Raw genomic sequence first — 19,084 nt, 5'->3', positions numbered from 1 at the left:
TACAACGGGTTTCGCGCCGCAGATCTTCCGTGGACATGTGGTTTTCATGCACAATCTTGAATGTCACGTCCTCGTCACGATGCGTCCTCCCGTAGTGACATCGAAGCGTGTGAACTCCACGATCCGCGGAGAGGTGCTCGTACCCCCCGAGCGCCCATCTCCTCGGAGGACCCGTACGTGAGACAACAATCTTCTCGGGGCCGGCGCACACTCACCGCGCTGCTCGCCTCGGGCGTGGTCGTCGGCGCCGCCGCGCTGAGCGGCCCCGCACCCGCGAATGCCGCACCCCTGCGGGCACCCGCTCCCGCCCCGGTGGCGGACCCGGCCACCCCCAAGGACGGCCCGACCGACGAGCTGGACTCGCACGACGCCGAGCTGCTGGCCAAGGCCGAGAGCAGCGGCGTCCGCAACGTCACCCTGATCATCTCGACCGAGTCCGGCGAGGCGTCCGACGTCGCGGCCGAGGTCAAGAAGCTCGGCGGTACGGTCGCCCAGCGCTACGACAAGGTCGGCTACGTGCTGGCCTCGGTTCCCACCGCCAAGGTGATCAAGACCGCGAAGCTGCCCGGCATCTCGGCCGTGGACCTCGACGAGGTCGTCAAGCTCCCCGACCCGGAGGCGGGCAGCCGCGGTGCCGCCAAGGGCGCCGCGCAGGCTGCGACGCTTCCCGGCCCGGGCGCGACCACGCCGGCCGCGAACCCGTACATGCCGACGAACGAGATCGGTTCCGTCGCGTTCAAGAAGCAGCACCCGACCTGGGACGGCCGCGGTGTCACGATCGGCATCATGGACTCCGGCGTCGAGCTGGAGCACCCGGCGCTGCAAAAGACCACCACCGGCGAGCGCAAGATCGTCGACTGGGTAACCGCGACCGACCCGGTGACCGAGGGCGACGCGACCTGGCGGGCCATGGCCACCGAGGTGGCCGGCCCGACGTTCACGTACCTGGGCGCGACCTGGACGGCGCCCGCGGGCACCTGGAAGGTCAACCGCTTCACCGAAGCGATCACCGCGGCCAGTGAGCCGGGCGGCGACGTCAACCGCGACGGTGACACCACCGACGTGTTCGGCATCCTCTACAACCCGGTCACCCACGACATCCGGGTGGACACGAACCAGAACCGCGACTTCACCGACGACGCCGTGATGCGGCCGTACAAGGAGAAGTTCGACGTCGGCCACTTCGGCACCGACAACCCGGCCACCGCGATCGCCGAGCGCATGCCGTTCGTGGTCGAGTACCGCGAGGACGTCGACGCTTCGGCGCTCGGACTCGGCACGGTCGACTACGTCAACATCGGCATCCCGGAGGACGCGCACGGCTCGCACGTCGCCGGCATCACCGCCGCCAACGACATGCTGGGCAACACCAACCTGGACGGGCAGGCACCCGGCGCCAAGATCGTCTCCGCGCGGGCCTGCTCCTGGGGCGGCGGCTGCACCGCGGCCGCGCTGACCACCGGCATGGTCGACCTGGTCGTCAACCGGCACGTCGACGTCGTCAACATGTCGATCGGCGGCCTGCCCGCCCTCAACGACGGCAACAACGCCCGCGCCCAGCTGTACGACAAGCTGATCAAGGACTACGGCGTGCAGCTGTTCATCTCGGCCGGCAACTCCGGCCCGGGTGTGAACACCATCGGCGACCCGTCGGTGGCCACCGACGTCGTCAGCGTGGCGGCCAGCGTCAGCAAGGAGACCTGGCTGGCCAACTACGGCTCCGTGGTGAGCAAGAAGAACGCGCTGTTCAACTTCTCGTCGCGCGGCCCCCGCGAGGACGGCGGCTTCAAGCCCAACCTGACCGCGCCGGGCTCGGCCATCTCCACCGTCAACACCTGGCTGGACCAGCCGGCCATCGCGGAGGCCGGCTACAGCCTGCCGACCGGGTACGCGATGTTCAACGGCACCTCGATGGCCTCCCCGCAGGCCACCGGCGGCGCCGCACTGCTGCTGTCCGCGGCCAGGGCGACCGACCTGGACGTCACCCCGGCCCAGTTGCGCCGGGCGCTCTACACCTCGGCCGACCAGCTCGCGGACACCTCGGTCGCCGGTCAGGGCAACGGCCTGATGGACGTTCCGGGCACCTGGGCGCTGCTGGCCCGTACGGTCGAGGCGCGCAAGTACACCTCGTCCGCGCCGGTCTGCACGCCCTTCTCGGCCGACTTCGACACCCCGAACCAGGGCACCGGCATCTACAACCGCTGCGCGAGCGGTGCCGGCGGCCTCAAGGCCGGTCAGTCGAAGAGCTACACCGTCAAGCTCACCCGTACGTCGGGTCCGAAGGGCTCGGTCACGCACCGGCTCTCCTGGGCCGGCGACAAGCGGTCGTTCCGCTCGCAGTCGTCGGTCTCGCTGCCGCTGAACAAGACCGTGAACGTCTCCGTGCAGGTGACGCCGGCTGAGGGCCTGAACAGCGCCATCCTCAAGGTCGACGACCCGAAGACGTCGGTCACCGACTTCGAGGTGCTCAACACGGTCGTCACCAGCGTGGCGCCGAAGAAGCCGGCGTACGACATGACCGTCGAGGGTTCCGTCGAGCGCAACTCGTCGAACTCGTACTTCATCACCGTGCCCGAGGGGGCCAGCGCCCTGCAGGTCGACCTGTCCGGCATCGCGACCGGCTCGCAGACGCGCTGGATCGCCATCAACCCGTGGGGCGTTCCGGTGGAGAGCACGGCCAGCACGGCGTGTTACACCAACTTCTCGGACGCGGCCGCCTGCAAGCCGCAGGAGCGGGCGTACGAGAACCCGATGCCGGGCGTGTGGGAGCTCGAGGTGGAGTCCCGCCGGACCTCGCCGTCGCTGCGCAACCCGTACGAGCTGACCGCCAAGGTGCAGGGCGTCACGGTGGAGCCGGCGACGATCGAGCTGCCCAGCGTCACGGCTGGTGCGGCCACGCCGGTCACCTGGACCGTCAAGAACAACTTCGGTCCGCTGCGGCTCACCGCCACCGGCGGTCCGCTCGGCAGCGCGCTCTCGCAGCGGCCGACGATCGAGGACGGGGCGAGCCAGAAATACACGGTCGACGTGCCCGCCGGTGCGCAGCGCCTTGACGTGGCGATCGGCAATGTCAGCGACGCTGCGGCCGACCTGGACCTGACGGTTCTGCTCGACGGCGAGCAGGTCGCGCAGTCGGCCGACGGTGACTCGGAGGAGTCGGTGTCGATCCCGAACCCGGCGGCCGGCACGTACACGGTCGTGGTGGACGGCTACGCGGTGCCCTCGGGCAGCACGCAGTACGACTACCGGGACGTGTTCCTGAGCCCGGCGCTGGGCGCGATGACGGTGCCGGCCACGGTGCTGAACCTCGCGAACGGTGCCACGGCCAAGGTCACCGGCTCGGTGACCGCCACGGCAGCGCCCGCGGCCGGTCGCAGCCTGTTCGGTGAGATGACGCTGATCACGGACGAGGGTGCGGTCGTCGGCCGCGGCACCGTCTCGATCGGCGCGGTCAACTAAACAGCAACACCACGAGCCCGTCCCCGGCGCTGACCGGGGGCGGGCTCGTGCTTTTGTCCCGGGTCCTACCGGAAGTCCTCGTCCTCGCCGGCGATCGGCCGGCCACCGTCCGAGAAGGACCGCTTCTTGCCGCCGGCCTCGTCGTCGACCGGCTCCTCGTGCAGGCGCGGGTCGTCGATCGGCTGGTCCGCGGCCGGGCCGGCCGCCTGGTCGTCGCCGGTCGGCCCATCGGAGGGCTGCCCGGGGGCCGGGTCGACCAGGGTGGGGTCGACGTCCGTGCCGCCGGCCGGCATGCCGGTGGGCGTGTCGTCGCCGGTCGCCGGGAGGGTGCGCGGCGTCTCGTTGGCCGGCAACAGCCCGCCGAGGCCACCGAGCAGCGGCACGCCACCGTCGAACAGCGCCGACTCGCGGGGCGCTTCGGCCGACGCCGTACGGCCGTCCGGGGTGAGCCCGCCACCGAGAAGGCCGCCGCCGAGCAGGTTGGCCGGGATCAGGTTGCTCAGGCTGCCGGTCGGCAGACCGCCGCCCTGCCCGCCGCCGGTCAGGCCGCCGCCCGTGCCGCGGGATGCTCCGCCGCCCAGGTTGCCGCCGCCCAGACTGCCGCCACCCAGGCCGCCGCCACCCAGGCCGCCGCCGGACGAGCCGCCGGTGAGTCCGCCGATCACCGGCAGGTCCGCCGGGGCCGAGCCGCCGACCGGCCGGCGGCCGGCGGGTTCGTCCGCCTCGCGGGTACGGGCCTGGTCCTGCGCCGCCAGACCCGACGCGGGTCCGGTGAGGTCGGCGGAGTTCTGCCCCGGCTTGACGTCCATGAGCGACGAGCCGTCCAGCGGGCTCGCCAGGTTCAGTCCACCCGCGGGGTCCAGCCCGAGCCCCTGGGTGGCGCCGCCGCCCAGCGAGCCCAGCAGTCCGCCGGCCGGTGCCGGGACCACATCAGCCTGCGCGGGTGCCGCGCCGAGCAGCAGGAAACCGCCGACCACCGCCCCGGCGTAGAACCACTTGCGCATCGATCTCCTCCAGCATGAACTCGGACCAATCGGTCGGAAAGGCCAACGAGTGGCCTGCATGGAGGGTTCGGGGAGCAACGGGGTCAAGCAGCGATGATCCGCTGGCTACGATGCGGCCATGGCCGTCGAACCAGCCCGCGAACCACCCGGCCGATCCCTGGTCTCACGGCTGCGGCGCAACGCCGACACCCGCCCGCACTTCGTGGTCTGCGGCGCCGACGCGCTGGTCTACACGGTCGCCGAGGAGCTGGCCAACGCCGGGCACCGGATCCGGCTCACGGTGATCGTCCCGGCCCGGCTCCGGGCCGACGTGCCCGACCTGGCCACGCTGCGCGGCGTACGGGTGATCCGGGCCGACCGTCTCGACGAGCGCACGTTCCGCTCGGCCGGGCTGGCCGGCGCAGCCGCGCTCGCCCTGGTGATGCCCGACGACGTGGTCAACCTGCACGCGGCGCTCTGCGCCCAGGCCGTCGAGCCCGACCTGCGGCTGGTGATCCGGATGTTCAACACCGGCCTGGGGTACGGCGTCCGCCGCCTGTTCGCCGACTGCGCGGTGCTCTCCGACGCCGCGATGGCCGCTCCCGCGTTCGTGGCCGCGTCCCTCGGCGAGGTGGCACCGACCCACGTCCGCCTGGCCGGCCGCACCCTGTACGTGGCCCGCCGCGCCGATGTCCGGGCCGAGCACGTGGTCTGCGCGCTGACGGCGGCGGACGGCGCCGGCCGGGTCGACGTGCTGCCCGCCGATCCAGCGCCGGAGACCGAGCGCCCCACCGACCTGGTGCTGGCCGAGGCGACCGGGCGCCCCGCCGGTCAGACGGTCGCCGCCCAGCGCCTGGTCCGGGCCCGCCGGCGCCGCCGCCCGCTGCGGGTGATGGGCCGGGCGCTGCGCGCGGCGCTGAGCCGCAAGCTCGGCATCGCCGTGCTGGCCACCCTGGTCATCACCGCCGTGTCCGGCGCGGTGCTGGTGCACGCGGAAGACGACGTGAAGGGCTTCTGGAAGTCCATCTACGTGACGCTGCTGACAGTGGTCGGCTCGTCCGATGTGGAGATGCAGCGCAACGGGGTCGCGCAGGCCGCGCAGCTGGTGCTGACCATCGCCGGGCTGGCGCTGCTGCCGCTGATCACGGCGGCGGTGGTCGAGGGCATGGTGAACGCCCGGCTGGCGCTGTCCAGCGGGCGGGTTGCGGCCGGGCACGAGGATCACATCGTGGTGGTCGGCCTCGGCAACGTGGGCACCCGGGTGCTGCGCCAGCTCGTCGACCTCGGCGTACAGGTGGTGGCGATCGACCGCAAGGCCGACGCCCGGGGTGCGAAGGTCGCCGAGCAGTTGGGTGTGCCCTTCATCATCGGCGACGCGGCGCGGGAGGAGACGCTGCGGGCGGCCTCCATCGCCACCAGCAAGGCGCTGGTCGTCGTCTCCACCGACGACGTCACCAACCTGCAGGCGGCGCTGAACGCCCGCGCGGTGCGCCCCGACCTGCGGGTGGTGCTGCGGCTCTTCGACGACGACTTCGCCCAGCGGGTGCAGACCGCCTTCAACATCAACAGCTCGCGCAGCGTGTCCCGGCTGGCCGCGCCCGCGTTCGCGGCGGCGATGCTGGACCGTGACGTGCTCGCCACGATCCCGGTCGACCGGCACGCGCTGCTGGTGGCCGGCGTGCAGGTCTACGCCGGGTCCCCGCTTGAAGGGGCGACGCTGAGCCAGGCCGACCGGCCGCTGAGCGTCCGGGTGATCGGACTGGCCGCGGCCGGCTCCGAGTGGGTGGACTGGGCGCCGGACCCGCGGCGGATCCTGGCCGCCGGCGACCGGGTAATGATCGTGGCCCGGCGCGCCGGCCTGCGGGCGCTGGTCGAGCACGCGACGCCGCCCGCCGAGCCGACGGTGCTCGACGAGACCCCCTAGGGCGGCAGGTCAGAGCGTGATCGGCGCGTCCACGTCCTCGCTGACCGGCTCGTCGTCGGTCAGGGCGCTCACCTCGACGCCGAGGACCGCCTGCTCGTCCGGCTTGTGGGCCAGCACGTCGGTCAGGTACGACTGCACGGCCGGGCCCATGCCCACGTCCCGGCCGGCCCGTTCGGACAGCAGCCACTTGTGCTGGATGATCTGCGAGAAGATCTCCTGCGGCTCCAGCTTGCGGCGCAGGTTGGTCGGCACCGCCCGGACCACCGGCTCGAAGACCTCGGTCAGCCAGCGGTGCGCGGCCTGCTGCTCGTCGACCAGGTCCGACTCCGCCCGGTACGCGTCCAGGTCGTTGAGCAACTGCCGGGCCTGGTTCTCCTCGGCGTCCAGGCCGGTCAGGCGCAGCAGCCGGCGGGTGTGGTAGCCGGCGTCCACCACCTTGGGCCGGACCCGGTAGCCGCCGTCCACCGTGGACATGTCGACCTCGGCGACGTCGAAGCCCAGCTCGTTGAGCCGGCGGATGCGGCCCTCGATGTCGTGCCGGGCGTCGCGGCGCACCTCCTGCTCGTACGTGACCTCGTGCCACAGCCGCTCGTAGCGGGCCACGATGTCGTCGACCACGGCCTCCGGATCGATCGCCTCGTGCAGCAGCTCCGCGGCCTGCAGGTCCAGGCACTCGCCGAAGATGTTGAGCCGCAGGATCTCGATGTCCTCGCTGCGCTGGCCTTCGGAGAGCTTCGGGTACAGGTTGCCCGTCTCGGCGTCGACCAGGTACGCCGCGAAGGCGCCCGCGTCACGCCGGAACAGCGTGTTGGACAGCGAGCAGTCACCCCACGAGAAGCCGATGAGATGCATCCGCACGATCAGCGCAGCGAGCGCGTCGAGCAGCCTGTTCATCGTCTCGGGCCGCAGGGTGTGGGAGAACAACGCCCGGTACGGCAGCGAGAACTGCAGGTGCCGGGTGATCAGCACCGACTCCAGCGGCTCGCCGTCGTCGTCCTGGCGGTCGTTGACGATGGCCACCGCCTCCACCGCCGGGAAGTCGATCCGCTCCAGGGCGCGGAGCAGGTCGTACTCCTTCTCGGCGATCCGTTCCCGGGTCTCCTTGAGGGCGTAGACGGTTTCGTTGAGCTTGACGAAGCGGACGATGTGCCGCGAGATGCCCTGCGGCAGCGCGACCAGGTGGGACGCGGGCCACTCCTCGAGCGGCACGTTCCACGGCAGGTCCAGCAGCGCCGGGTCGACTAGGGCGGACGTGATGCGCACGAGCCCAGTGTGCACGCTGCGGGGCGCACGTCGCTGCCGCACGTGGCTCGTTACACAGAAGCGAGATCGCCGGATTGTTTCGTATGTCGGCGATGTGACTCGAGGGGCAGGAGTGAATTTGCGACGCGCGGTGAGCATCGTCGTCGGGGCGAGTGCGGCCCTGGCACTGGCCGGCACTGCCGGTGCGGCGGCCTGGAAGTACTCGGCGGACGAGGGTCGCCCGGTCGGCTCCTGGCAGGAGGCGGCGTCAGCCCGTACCCCCGTCGCTGCGCAGCAGCCCGCGGCCGCGACCGGCACGGCCGGGACTCCGAGCAGCAGCCCGGCCGCTGAGGCAGACGCCCGGACAACGAAGCCGCAGGCCGGCGCGTCCGCGTCGGCCTCGCCGGCCGAGCCCGGCGGCCGGACCGCCGAGTCCGCCACGGCCAAGGGCGGCGACGGCCGGCAGAAGGTCGGCGAGCTGCTGTCGATCGACAAACTGCTGGGGTACGGCGCCCCGGAACGTGAGGTCTTCCACTACCCGCGGGCCTCCTACGTGAAGGTGCACTTCAGCCGCATGGCGATGCTGCCGGGCGACTACGTGACGGTCTCCGACGGCAAGGGCCGCGAGTCCTACCGGTACGACGCGCCGCGGCTGCTGGACGGCGTGTCCACCGACCGCTGGGCCATGTCGATCACCGGTGACACCGCGGTCGTCGAGATGCACCGCGGGGGCGGCAACCTGGTCGGCTCGCTGCTCGGCCGGCTCGGTGTGAACGTGGACCAGGTGGCCCGCGGCTACTCGCGCAAGGAGCAGGCGCGCGTGCCGGAGTCCCAGCTCACCGCCCCCGGGCGGACGGGCCGGGAGGAGTCGGTCTGCGGCTCGGACGAGAGCAAGGACGCGGTCTGCTACCGCTCGGCCGACCCGGTGGCCTACACCCGTTCCAAGGCCATCGCCCGGCTGCTGATCAACGGCACCGAGCTGTGCACCGGCTGGCGGGTCGGCAGCAAGAACCGGATGCTGACCAACAACCACTGCTTCGACAACTCGGCGAACGCGTACGAGACCGAGGTGTGGTTCAACTACCAGTGCGCGACCTGTGGCGGCTTCGAGGTCTTCAAGCCCACGAAGGTCTGGGGCGACAAGGTGCTGGCCACCGAGCACGTGCTGGACTTCACACTCTTCACGGTGGAGAACTTCCGCGCGGTGCAGAAGTTCGGCTACCTGAGCCTGGACACCGCCCGGCCGACGAAGGGTCAGGAGCTCTACGTGCCGCAGCACCCGGCCGGCGAGCCGACCCGGATCGCCGGGCGCAACGGTGCCCGGGCCGGCACCTGCGCGGTCGCGGACCCGGCCTTCGACGGGTACGCCGCGGACTCGGACGTCTCGTACTACTGCGACACCGAGGGCGGATCCAGCGGCAGCCCGGTGCTGTCCCGCAAGACCAACCGGGTCGTGGCGCTGCATCACTTCGGTGGCTGCCCGAACTCCGGAGTCCGCGCCGACCTGCTGAACGCCAAGATCAAGTCGTATCTCTGACGTACCGTATGCGCCATGCGGGCTCCGGCGGCGACAGTGACGAAACGAGGCCGGCTGCCCTGGTTGCTCGACCTGGCCCTGCTGGCCGGCTTCGTCGTGCTGACCGTCGCCCTGGCCCGTGGTCACCTGCTGACCCTGGACGAGCGGGTGGCCGACTGGGCCGGTACGCACCGGCCGACGCCGCTCTACGTGCTGCTGCGGGTGCTGAACTACCTCGGCCAGGGCGGCCAGGTGCTGATGCCGGTCGCGCTGCTGCTGGCCGGGCTGGTGGCCTGGCGGCGGCGCTCGGTACGGCCGCTGCTGGTCTTCGCCGCGGTGTTCGTGCTGACCTACGTCACGATCGGCCCGCTGAAGATCTGGCTGGGCCGCGCGGCCCCGGCCTTCGACGGCCCGGACCGGCTGGTGCTGTTCAACGCCCACGCCTCCGGCATCGAGGCGATGAGCTATCCGTCCGGGCACGTGGCGAACGCGCTGGCCTGGTACGGCGTCATCGCGGTGCTGCTCAACGGGCTGCTGCGGTCGCTGGACCGGCCGGTGCTGCCGCCGCGGGCGTACCTCGCGCTGCGGGTACTGCCCCCGGCCATCGTCTTCTGCACGACGACCTGGCTGGCCTTCCACTGGATCACCGACTCGGTGGCCGGACTGCTGCTCGGCCTGATCCTGACCCGGCTGCTGGCCCGCATCCCGTGGGACACGATCCCGCTGCCCGGGCTGCCCCGCGGCATCGACCGCCCGGCCGGGCTCCAGGCCCCGCAGTAACCGGACACTGGTGATTGCGTAGTTGCCCTACCCTCTGAGGCGTCAGGACCCGTTAGCGGTTCGAGAGGACAGCTCAGCGATGACGCTTCCCAGGATGTCCCGACGCCACGCCCGCCCCGTCGACCACCCGGCCGCAGTCCTCTCCCGTCCGCGTTCGAGGGTGCACCGCGATCCTGACCCCCGGTCCGGCCCGGAATTCCGGGACGTGGTCGCGGTGGGGTCGGCGCTCCTGCTGCTGCTGTTCATCATCAAGTCGTACGGGGTCGCCCACTATTCGCTCACGACCACCACCGCGCTGCTCGTCGCGACGCCGAGTCAGGTGGCGCTGGGCACGGTGACGATCTACGCGTACTACGTGCTGCCGGCCGTCGCGCTCGGCACGGCCTGGTTCGCCGTCATGTTCCGCGACCGGATCCGGCCGGCCTTCTGGCCCCTGATCGCGATCGTGGTGATCCTGACGGCGCTGGCCTCACCGCTGACCTACCTGGTGCGCGGGGTGGCTGTGCTGCTGGCGGCGGTCTGGTTGGAGATGGTGATGCGGCGCTACCGGCGGGTGTGGGCGGACCTGCCCGGCGAGCTGGGCCGGCGCCGCCGCCGGATCCTGTCCGGCCTGCGCGGGCTGTCCATCGTCTACCTGGGAGCCGGCGCGATGGCCGGTCTCTTCCTCTTCAGCCTCGACGTGCCGTGGGTCTCGGCCCAGGCCTTCCAGGTGACGGACCCGGCGGTGGTGTCCACCCAGAACAAGCAGGTCCGGGCCGATGAGCTGACCATCGAGACGGCCAACCGCTTCGTCGGCTACCCGATCGACGAGAACGAGGAGTGGGTGACGGTCCTGCACGCCGACACCCGGTACATCATGCGCATCCCGCAGTCGCAGGTGCAGTTCCGGCTGACCTGCCACAACGAGGCGGACCAGCTGCACGGGGACCGCCCGCTGTTCGAGGCGTTGCAGGGCAACCCGTACGTCTCGCACAACATCGACTGCCGGAAAGTGCTGAACGACCTCGCGCAGAGACCGCTGGGCAAACCGTTCCCGCTGCAGTGACGCCGGTCAGAGCCAGGCGCCGGCGCGCATCACGCGCTTGACGGTCAGGTCCGGCGCCAGCACGACCAGATCCGCGCGCAGCCCCGCCTCCAGCGCCCCCACCTCGTCGGCCAGGCCCAGGACGCGGGCCGGTGTCGTCGCGGCCATCTCCGCCGCCGCCGGCAGGTCCAGCCCCGCGCCCACCGCCTGCCGGAACGCCGCGTCCATGGTCAGCGTGCTGCCCGCGATCGAGCCGTCGCGGACCAGCCGGGCCACCCGGTCGGCGACCGTCACCTCCTGGCCGCCCAGTTCGTAGCGGCCGTCCGGCATCCCGGCCGCGTCCATCGCGTCGGTGACCAGTGCCGTGCGGTCCGGTCCGGCCGCGTGGGCCGCGAAGCGCAGCATCCCGTCGTGCAGGTGGATGCCGTCGGCGACCAGTTCGCAGACGATCGTGGGGGAGTCCAGCAGGGCGATGATCGGGCCCGGTTCGCGGTGGTGGGCCGGGCGCATGCCGTTGCACAGGTGGGTGCCGACGGTCGCGCCGGCCGCGACACCGGCCAGGGTCTGCTCGTACGTCGCATCGGTGTGTCCCAGGGCCGCGACGACCCCGTGGCCGGTCAGGTATTTCACCGCGTCCAGGGCGCCGGGCAGTTCGGGGGCGATGGTGACCATCCGGACCGCGCCCTGGCCCAGCTCGACCAGGGCGGTCAGTTCCTCCAGCGACGGCTCGCGCAGAAAGGCCGGGTTCTGCGCACCGCAGCGGGTGTGTGACAGGTACGGGCCCTCGTAGTGCACCCCGGCGATCGTGCCGTCGGCGACCAGGGGCCGGTACGCCGTCGTGGCCTCGCGCATCAGCTCGTACGGGGAGCTGACCAGGCTGGCCAGCATCGTCGTGGTGCCGTGCCGCAGGTGGAAGGCCGCCGCCGCGCGGGCCGCCGCCGGGTCGCCCTGGGTGAACGTGTGCCCGCCGCCGCCGTGGCAGTGCAGGTCCACGAAGCCCGGGACGATGATGTCGTCGCCGGGGTGGCCCCGTTCCGTGACGTCCAGAATCGTCGGCCCGTCCACTTCGACGTACCCGGGGACCACAGCCCCGGGCCGGACGACGCGGCCGCTGATTTCCATCAAGAGCCTGCCTCCAGGGTGTCGAGGGCCAGCAGGGCCGCGCCGAGGCAGCCCGCGGTGTCGCCGAGGGCCGCGCGCACGATCCGCGGCATCCGGTGGAACGTGATCCGGGCGTCCAGGGCGATCCGCAGCGGGGCGAGCAGGGCCTCCCCGGACTCGGCGAGCCCGCCGCCGAGCACCACGATCCCGGCGTCGTACAGCGCCTGCGCGGTGAGCAGGCCGTCCGCGAACGCCTCGACGGCCTCGGTCCAGACGGTCCGGGCCAGCTCCTCGCCGGCGGCCGCGCGGGCGACGACGTCGGAGGCGGTGACCCCGGTGATGCCGGAGAGCTCCACGTAGCGGCGGCCGACCGCGGACGCCGAGGCCACCGATTCGAGGCAGCCGCGGGCACCGCAGCCGCACGGCGGGCCGCCGGGGCGCACGATGACGTGGCCGACCTCGCCGGCCGCGCCGTGCGCGCCCGCGAACGCCTTGCCGTCGACCACGTGCGCGGCGGCGATGCCGGTGCCGATCGCGATGAAGAGCACGTGCCGTTCCTCGCGGCCCGCGCCGAGGCGGGCCTCGGCCATGCCGCCCACCCGGACGTCGTGGCCGAGCGCGGCGGGCACGCCCAGGCGGTCCGAGACCAGAGCCCGCAGCGGTACGTCGCGGAAGCCGACGTTGCTGGACCACACAGCGGTGCCGGTCTCCTCGTCGACGACGCCGGGCACCGCGACACCGGCGGCGACCGGGGTCAGCCCGTCCGCGCGGGCCCGGTCGGCGAGGCCGGCGGCGACGTCGAGGATGTTCGCGGTGACCGCCTCGGGTCCCCGGGCCGCGAGCGTCGGGTGCCGCTCGGCGTGGTGCACCGTGCCGTCCGGCCGCACCAGGGCGCACTTCATGCCGGTGCCGCCGACATCCAGCGCCACCACGACGTTGTTACTCACGGTGCTACCTCTCGCCGCGTGGGCCGGGGCGGGCGCTCACGTGAGGACGACCGAGCGGGTCAGGTTGCGCGGGTGGTCGGGGTCGAGCCCCTGGCTGGTGGCCAGCAGCACGGCGACGCGCTGGGCCACGACCAGGTCGGCCATCGGGTCGAGCGGGGCCCGGCCGCCGCACCAGCTGCCCAGCGCGGCGTAGCCGCCGTTGTAGCGGCTGTGCACGAACGCGGCGCCGGTCGCCTCCACGTCGTCGGCCAGGCCGGCCGGGATCTCACCGAATGCCCAGACCACCCGGCCGGGGCCGGCGATCGAGATGGGTCCGTGCCGGTAGTCCATCGCCGGGTACGCCTCGGCCCACCAGGCCGCGGCCTCGCGGCACTTGAGGGCAGCCTCCTCGGCGAGCCCGATCGTCCAGCCGCGGCCGAGGAAGGTGATCTGCTGGGCCAGCGCGGGGTGCACGGGCAGCGGCAGGCGGACGGCGACCTCGGCGTCGGCGGCGATCGGCTCGATGTCGACGCCCAGGTGGGCCCGGAGCATCGCCAGGGTGCTGGTGGCGAACCGGGTCTGCACGACGGAGAGCTCGTCGGCGAAGTCCAGCACCACCGCGTCCTTTGCCACCGCGGCGGCCGGCTCGGCGCCGTCGGCGGTGATGACGGTGGTCGGCGTCCGGCCGTCCAGCGCGTCCAGCAGCTCGATGACCTCGGTGGTCGTGCCGGAACGGGTGATCGCGACGACCCGGTCGTAGCTGCGGCCCAGCGGGAACTCGGAGGCTTGGAAGGCGTCGGTCTCGCCGAGGGCCGACTGCTCCCGGAGGGCGGCGTAGGCCTTCGCCATGAACCAGGAGGTGCCGCATCCCACGACCGCGACCCGTTCGCCCCTGCCGGGCAGGCCGGGCGAGTCGGCGAGTTTGGCGGCCTGCAGCCAGCAGTCGGGCTGGCTGGCGATCTCCACCTTGACGTGACTCATGGCAGTTTTCCCTACAATCGCCTGCGCAGATGCGCTCGGTTCACCGGTATTTCGAGCGTCATTCTGCGTGGAAGGTCTGCGCATCCGCAACCACCGGAGCGTGTTCGAGCAGGCACGCTCTTTGCTTCGTGAGGTTTCGCGCACTAATGTGCACACTCTTATCACGAAACGTGCAGCAGGGAGCTCGGGTGGACCGGTACGCGCGGTGGAATGCCCTGCTCGAGTTACTGGCCGAGAGCGGCCGGGTCAGCGTCGAGGACGCCGCCGGCCGGCTCGACGTCTCGCAGGCCACCATCCGCCGCGACTTCGACCAGCTCGCGCAGCAGCAGATGATCACCCGGACCCGGGGCGGCGCGGTCGCCAACGGCGTCTCCTACGACCTGCCGCTGCGCTACAAGAGCGCCAAGCACTCGGCGGAGAAGCAGCGCATCGGCGAGGCGGCGGCCAACCTGGTGGTGCCGGGCACCGTGGTCGGGCTCAACGGCGGCACCACGATGACCGAGGTGGCCCGGGCCCTGGCGGTCCGGCCCGACCTCAACACCAGCGGCGACGGTGCCCAGCTGACCGTGGTGACCAACGCGCTGAACATCGCCAACGAGCTGCTGGTCCGTTCCCGGATGAAGATCGTGGTGGCCGGCGGTGTGGTCCGCCCGCAGTCCTTCGAGCTGGTCGGCCCGCTGGGCGGGGCGCTGCTCAAGGAGGTCACCCTCGACATCGTGCTGCTCGGCGTGGACGCGCTCGACGTGGAGCTCGGCGCGGCGGCCCACCACGAGGGCGAGGCGGCGATGAACAGCCTGATGGTCGCCCGGGCCAAGCGGGTCGTGGTGATCGCCGACTCGTCCAAGCTCGGCGGCCACGCCTTCGCCCGGATCTGCCCGATCAGCAAGGTCGAGACGCTGGTCACCGACTCGGGGGCACCGGAGGAGCTGCTGGCCGGCTTCCGCGACGCGGGCGTCGAGGTCGTCTGCGCCTGAGCCGCTACTCGCCGATCTCGCTGACCTCGGCGAACGGTTTGTTGATGTTCCAGGCCACATGGATGATGAAGCTGTGGTTGACCTCGTTGAAGTAGACCGCGAGGTTGTCCGGGCTGTTCTGCACCGTCGCCACCGAGAAGCCGTCGCTGGGCGTCGCGGTGACCACCTTGACGTTGTCCTCGGTCACCCGGATCACCGCCGAGCCGCCCTCGACCCGGAACGAGCGCACGTACGACTTGCTGCCGTCACCGTCCGTGGTCACCGTCCAGCCGTCCTCGGTCGTGGTGGTGCTCTCGGCCGGAGCGGTGGTGGTAGTCGTCCGCGGCGGGGACGGCGTGGCCGAGGTGCGCGCCGGCTCTGAGGTCGGCCGCCGCGTCCTGGTGGTCGTGGCGCTGGGCTCCGGCTCGGGCTCCGCGGTGGGGGACGTGCTGGGCGGCGGCAGCGGCGAGGGCCCGGCCTGCCCGGAGTCGCGCAGCTGATCCACCGAGACGAGCGAACTCTCGTCCGGCGTCGCGGTGCGCAGCACCGGCAGCATGGCCACCGACGCCAGCGCCACGCTGGTGACGGTCGCGGCACACCAGCCGAGCACGGGAGCCAGGGGAGATCGCACGCGACCATGATCCCACTTGGTTCTAGGGTGTCGCCATGGCGCTGATTCTGCTGGTCGAGGACGACCGCTACATCACGGCCGCCCTGACCCGGGCGTTGTCCGACGCGGGACACGTGGTGCGGCCGGTCGGCCAGGCGACGGAGGCGCTCAGGATCCTCACCCAGGAGCGGCCCGATCTGGTGATCCTCGACCTGGGCCTGCCCGACATCGACGGCACGGACGCTCTGCGGATGATGCGGCAGGTCTCGGACGTGCCGGTCATCGTGGCCACCGCCCGGCGGGCCGAGGCCGACATCATCACGCTGCTCAGCGCCGGCGCCGACGACTACGTGACCAAGCCGTTCTCCGGCGGGCACATCCTGGCCCGGATCGAGGCGGTGCTGCGGCGGACCCGGGCGGCGGCCGACACCACGCCCAACACCATCACCGTCGGTGAGCTGACGATCAGCCCGCGGCAGCGCAAGGCGTCGCTGCACGGCAAGCCGCTGCAGCTGACCCGGCGGGAGTTCGACGTGCTCACGTACCTGGCCGAACGGGTCGGGCAGGTGGTCAGCCGGCGGGAGCTGCTGACCGAGGTGTGGAACCAGTCGCGGATCGGCGAGGAGCAGACCATCGACGTGCACATCTCCTGGCTGCGCCGCAAGCTCGGCGAGACGGCCGCGGCGCCCCGGTTCCTGCACACCGTGCGCGGGGTCGGTGTGATGATGGTCGAACCCCAATGAGGTGGGAGCTGAACCGGCTCGCGCTGGCCATCACGTCGATGGTCGCGCTGGCCTTCCTCGTGCCGCTCACCTTCGCGACCCGGCAGATCGCCCACGACCGGGCCATCGGCGACGCCCGCCAGCAGGCCGCGGCCATGGTCGCCGCCCTCGCCGTGGACGCCGATCCCAAGCTGCTGACCAGCGCCGTCGCCAGCACGGTGGCCGGCAGCGCGGGCCGGCTCGCGGTGCACCTGCCCGGCATCGCCCCGGTCGGGGCCACCCACGTGACGGCCGCGGACGTCGCGTCAGCCACCTCCTACCGCCGGCCGGTGACCGCGCCCGCGGCCGGCGGCGTCGCCTACCTGCAGCCCAGCGTGCTCAGCGACGGCCGCGCCGTGGTCATCGAGGTCTACGTCCCGGAGGAGGCGATGCGGCGCGGGGTGTGGCCGGCCTGGTTCGCCCTGGGTGGCCTGGCCATCGCCCTGGTGGCCGGCTCGACGCTGGTGGCCGACCGGCTCGGCAGCCGGCTGGTCCGCGCGACCCGGGACCTGGCCGGCTCCAGCCGCCGCCTCGGCGCCGGTGAGCTCACCGCCCGGGTCACCCCGTCCGGGCCGCCGGAGCTGCGGGACGCCGCCGTCGCCTTCAACACGATGGCCGGCGACCTGCGCCGGCTGCTGGACGCCGAACGCGAGCTCGCGGCCGACCTGTCGCACCGGCTGCGGACGCCGCTGACCGCGCTGCGGCTGGACGCCGAGGCCATGCCGCCCGGGCTGATCGCGGACCGGATGCGCCAGGCCTGCGACATGCTCGACGAGGAGCTCGAGGCGATCATCGCCGGGGCGCGGCTCGGCGTCGAGGCCCGCGGCGCCCAGCAGTCCGACCTGGTCGAGGTGCTCGCCGAGCGACTGGCCTTCTGGTCGGCGCTGGCCGAGGACCAGGCGCGGCCCTGGCAGGTGGTGGGCGGTGATCATCCCGTACCGGTGCCGCTGCCCCGCAGCGAGCTGATCCTGGCCGTCGACGCCCTGCTCGGCAACGTCTTCGCGCACACCCCGGAGGGCGTGGCCTTCCGCGTGACCGTCTCCGAGGCGGGGCTGCTGGTGGACGACGCCGGACCGGGGATCAGCGATCCGGCCGCCGCGGTGCGCCGCGGGGTCAGCGGGGCCGGCTCGTCCGGGCTGGGGCTGGACATCGTGCGCCGGGTCGCCGAGGCGGCCGGTGGGCGGCTGATGATCGAGCGCGGGCCGCTGGGCGGGGCCCGGATCGCGATGCTGCTGCCCGTACCGGAAGGAGAGCGGGCCGTGGCAGCCCCGCGCCCGGCGGGTCGTCGCCGGCGCGGCACCGCTTCATGATTGTTTCCGTTGCCTTTAAGGCTTCTTTATGGAAAGCCTCGTTACGTTTCCCGCTGTCCGAACCGCACGACACGTTGGGAGACCAAGACGATGCGCAGGTCCATCGCCTATCCGCTGGTGGCACTCGGAGCACTCGGCTCGACGCTGGTCGGTGCGGCGCCCGCCCTCGCGCACGGCTACGTTTCCGCCCCGCCCAGCCGGCAGGCCCTGTGCGCGTCCGGCGCGGTCGCCAACTGCGGGCAGATCCAGTTCGAGCCGCAGAGCGTCGAGGGCCCCAAGGGCCTGCGGTCCTGTGACGGCGGCGTGGCCGGCTTCTCGGTGCTCTCCGACGAGAGCCGTAACTGGCCGGCCAAGGCGGTCGGGTCCACGGTCACCTTCACCTGGGTGATGACGGCCCGGCACCGCACCAGCAACTGGGAATACTTCATCGGTGACAAGAAAGTCGCGACGGTCGACGGCGGCAACGCGCAGCCCGACGCGGTGGTCACCCACAACATCAACCTGAGCGCGTTCCCCGGCAAGCAGAAGGTGCTGGCGGTCTGGAACATCGGCGACACGGCGAACGCCTTCTACAGCTGCATCGACCTCAACGTGGGCGGCAGCGGCGGCTCCGGAGGCACGACGCCACCGACCGCCAAGCCGACCACGGCGCCGACCACCGCCGCGCCGACCACTGCTCCGACTGCGGCTCCCACCGCCACCACCAAGGCTCCCGCCGTCCCGATCGCCGAGGACGGCAAGAAGTGGGCGCCAAGCGTCGCGTACCGCACCGGCGACAAGGTGACCTACGAGGGCAAGACCTACCAGTGCCGGCAGTCGCACTCGTCGATCCGCAGCTGGGAGCCGTCCATCTACACCCTCGCCCTCTGGCTGCCGCTGTGAAGTACCGCTACGCGACAGTCCTGATGGCGGGCGCCCTGCTGCTCGGCGCCTGCGGCACGGCCAAGGAAGCGCCGGTGACCGAGGTCGCGGCCCAGGCGGCGGTGCAGGCCGAGGGCGGCCACAACGCCACCGACGTGATGTACCTGCAGATGATGGTCGCGCACCACGAGCAGGGCCTGGAGATGGTCCGCCTGGCCGAGAAGCGCGCCGGGCGCACCGAGATCCGCACCCTGGCCAAGGCGATCGACGTCACCCAGGCCGACGAGGTCAAGCTGATGACCGGCTGGCTGGAGCAGTGGTCGGCACCGACCAAGGTGGACCACGCGCCGAGCGCCCACGCCGACCACGGTGGCCTCCCGGCCACGGGCGACGAGGAGATCGCGGCTCTGCAGGACGCCAAGGGCACGGCTTTCGAGACGGCGTTCCTGAACCTGTTCGTCGCCCACCAGCACAACGCGGTGGAGATGGCCCAGCTGGAGACGACCAAGGGCAGCAACGCCGAGGCCAAGGCCTTCGCCGACCGGGTCAAGGCCTCCCGGGCCGACCAGATCAAGCAGATGCTCCAGCTCATGAACAGCTGAGGCACCCGAGAACCAGCGGCGGTCCACCTGGCGGGGTGGGCCGCCGCTTCG

16 protein-coding genes are annotated in these 19,084 nt (G+C 72.2%); 10 read left to right on the top strand and 6 right to left on the bottom strand.

Annotated features, from left to right (window positions below):
- The first annotated feature begins 177 nt into the window (after positions 1 to 177).
- Complete coding sequence (locus tag ACQP2Y_RS44645) at positions 178 to 3,459, top strand: S8 family serine peptidase (protein WP_433722730.1); 3,282 nt, start codon at positions 178 to 180, stop codon at positions 3,457 to 3,459.
- A gap of 65 nt (positions 3,460 to 3,524) precedes the next feature.
- On the opposite strand, the gene ACQP2Y_RS44640 is transcribed toward ACQP2Y_RS44645, so the two are convergent.
- The gene (locus ACQP2Y_RS44640; RefSeq protein WP_433722728.1) at positions 3,525 to 4,463 is read right to left on the bottom strand and encodes a hypothetical protein; all 939 of its coding nucleotides are present in this window, start codon (positions 4,461 to 4,463) and stop codon (positions 3,525 to 3,527) included.
- A 118-nt stretch (positions 4,464 to 4,581) separates the two neighbouring features.
- Between ACQP2Y_RS44640 and ACQP2Y_RS44635 the strand changes: the two genes are divergently transcribed.
- Complete coding sequence (locus tag ACQP2Y_RS44635; RefSeq protein ID WP_433722726.1) at positions 4,582 to 6,366, top strand: potassium channel family protein; 1,785 nt, start codon at positions 4,582 to 4,584, stop codon at positions 6,364 to 6,366.
- A gap of 9 nt (positions 6,367 to 6,375) precedes the next feature.
- On the opposite strand, the gene ACQP2Y_RS44630 is transcribed toward ACQP2Y_RS44635, so the two are convergent.
- Positions 6,376 to 7,629 carry a DUF4032 domain-containing protein gene (locus ACQP2Y_RS44630; RefSeq protein WP_433722724.1) on the bottom strand — a complete coding sequence of 418 codons (1,254 nt, stop codon included), beginning with the start codon at positions 7,627 to 7,629 and terminating at the stop codon, positions 6,376 to 6,378.
- Between the two features lie 112 nt (positions 7,630 to 7,741).
- On the opposite strand from ACQP2Y_RS44630, the gene ACQP2Y_RS44625 reads away from it, so the two are divergent.
- The 3 genes from ACQP2Y_RS44625 (at position 7,742) to ACQP2Y_RS44615 (ending at position 10,949) form a co-directional block, all read left to right on the top strand.
- Positions 7,742 to 9,145, top strand: coding sequence for a trypsin-like serine peptidase (locus tag ACQP2Y_RS44625; RefSeq protein ID WP_433722722.1), 1,404 nt, complete (start codon positions 7,742 to 7,744; stop codon positions 9,143 to 9,145).
- Between the two features lie 15 nt (positions 9,146 to 9,160).
- Positions 9,161 to 9,904 (top strand): phosphatase PAP2 family protein, encoded by a 744-nt coding sequence (locus ACQP2Y_RS44620; RefSeq protein ID WP_433722720.1) that lies wholly within the window; start codon positions 9,161 to 9,163, stop codon positions 9,902 to 9,904.
- 94 nt (positions 9,905 to 9,998) lie between these two features.
- A complete protein-coding gene (locus ACQP2Y_RS44615; protein WP_433722718.1) occupies positions 9,999 to 10,949 on the top strand; it encodes a hypothetical protein in 951 nt (316 codons plus the stop codon).
- A 6-nt stretch (positions 10,950 to 10,955) separates the two neighbouring features.
- Here ACQP2Y_RS44615 and nagA read toward each other — a convergent pair whose 3' ends face one another.
- From nagA to ACQP2Y_RS44600, 3 genes are all read right to left on the bottom strand, one after another.
- Positions 10,956 to 12,050: an N-acetylglucosamine-6-phosphate deacetylase gene (nagA, locus tag ACQP2Y_RS44610; protein WP_433722716.1), complete on the bottom strand. Its 1,095-nt coding sequence runs from the start codon at positions 12,048 to 12,050 to the stop codon at positions 10,956 to 10,958.
- Positions 12,050 to 12,931, bottom strand: a complete 882-nt coding sequence (locus ACQP2Y_RS44605; RefSeq protein WP_433732356.1) for an ROK family protein — start codon at positions 12,929 to 12,931, stop codon at positions 12,050 to 12,052. The genes nagA and ACQP2Y_RS44605 overlap by 1 nt, the downstream gene beginning before the upstream one ends.
- Positions 12,932 to 13,012: 81 nt before the next feature.
- Positions 13,013 to 13,936: an SIS domain-containing protein gene (locus ACQP2Y_RS44600; RefSeq protein ID WP_433722714.1), complete on the bottom strand. Its 924-nt coding sequence runs from the start codon at positions 13,934 to 13,936 to the stop codon at positions 13,013 to 13,015.
- A 188-nt stretch (positions 13,937 to 14,124) separates the two neighbouring features.
- On the opposite strand from ACQP2Y_RS44600, the gene ACQP2Y_RS44595 reads away from it, so the two are divergent.
- Positions 14,125 to 14,910, top strand: a complete 786-nt coding sequence (locus ACQP2Y_RS44595; protein ID WP_433722712.1) for a DeoR/GlpR family DNA-binding transcription regulator — start codon at positions 14,125 to 14,127, stop codon at positions 14,908 to 14,910.
- 4 nt (positions 14,911 to 14,914) lie between these two features.
- Here the strand turns inward: ACQP2Y_RS44595 and ACQP2Y_RS44590 are convergent, their stop codons facing one another.
- Positions 14,915 to 15,445: a DNA mismatch repair protein MutL gene (locus tag ACQP2Y_RS44590; RefSeq protein ID WP_433732354.1), complete on the bottom strand. Its 531-nt coding sequence runs from the start codon at positions 15,443 to 15,445 to the stop codon at positions 14,915 to 14,917.
- Positions 15,446 to 15,555: 110 nt separating this feature from the next.
- On the opposite strand from ACQP2Y_RS44590, the gene ACQP2Y_RS44585 reads away from it, so the two are divergent.
- The 4 genes from ACQP2Y_RS44585 to ACQP2Y_RS44570 all read left to right on the top strand — a co-directional run bounded on the left by ACQP2Y_RS44585 (position 15,556) and on the right by ACQP2Y_RS44570 (position 19,033).
- The gene (locus ACQP2Y_RS44585; protein WP_433722710.1) at positions 15,556 to 16,242 is read left to right on the top strand and encodes a response regulator transcription factor; all 687 of its coding nucleotides are present in this window, start codon (positions 15,556 to 15,558) and stop codon (positions 16,240 to 16,242) included.
- The gene (locus ACQP2Y_RS44580) at positions 16,239 to 17,570 is read left to right on the top strand and encodes a sensor histidine kinase (RefSeq protein WP_433722708.1); all 1,332 of its coding nucleotides are present in this window, start codon (positions 16,239 to 16,241) and stop codon (positions 17,568 to 17,570) included. The genes ACQP2Y_RS44585 and ACQP2Y_RS44580 overlap by 4 nt, the downstream gene beginning before the upstream one ends.
- Before the next feature lie 90 nt (positions 17,571 to 17,660).
- Positions 17,661 to 18,452: a lytic polysaccharide monooxygenase gene (locus ACQP2Y_RS44575; RefSeq protein ID WP_433722706.1), complete on the top strand. Its 792-nt coding sequence runs from the start codon at positions 17,661 to 17,663 to the stop codon at positions 18,450 to 18,452.
- Positions 18,453 to 18,475: 23 nt separating this feature from the next.
- Positions 18,476 to 19,033, top strand: a complete 558-nt coding sequence (locus ACQP2Y_RS44570; RefSeq protein WP_433732352.1) for a DUF305 domain-containing protein — start codon at positions 18,476 to 18,478, stop codon at positions 19,031 to 19,033.
- The last annotated feature ends 51 nt before the right edge of the window (positions 19,034 to 19,084 follow it).

It is taken from the genome of Actinoplanes sp. CA-051413, assembly GCF_050955795.1.
Lineage (GTDB): Bacteria > Actinomycetota > Actinomycetes > Mycobacteriales > Micromonosporaceae > Actinoplanes.
The sequence above is the reverse complement of the archived record's forward strand: the minus strand, read 5'-3'. Positions and strand labels throughout refer to the sequence as shown.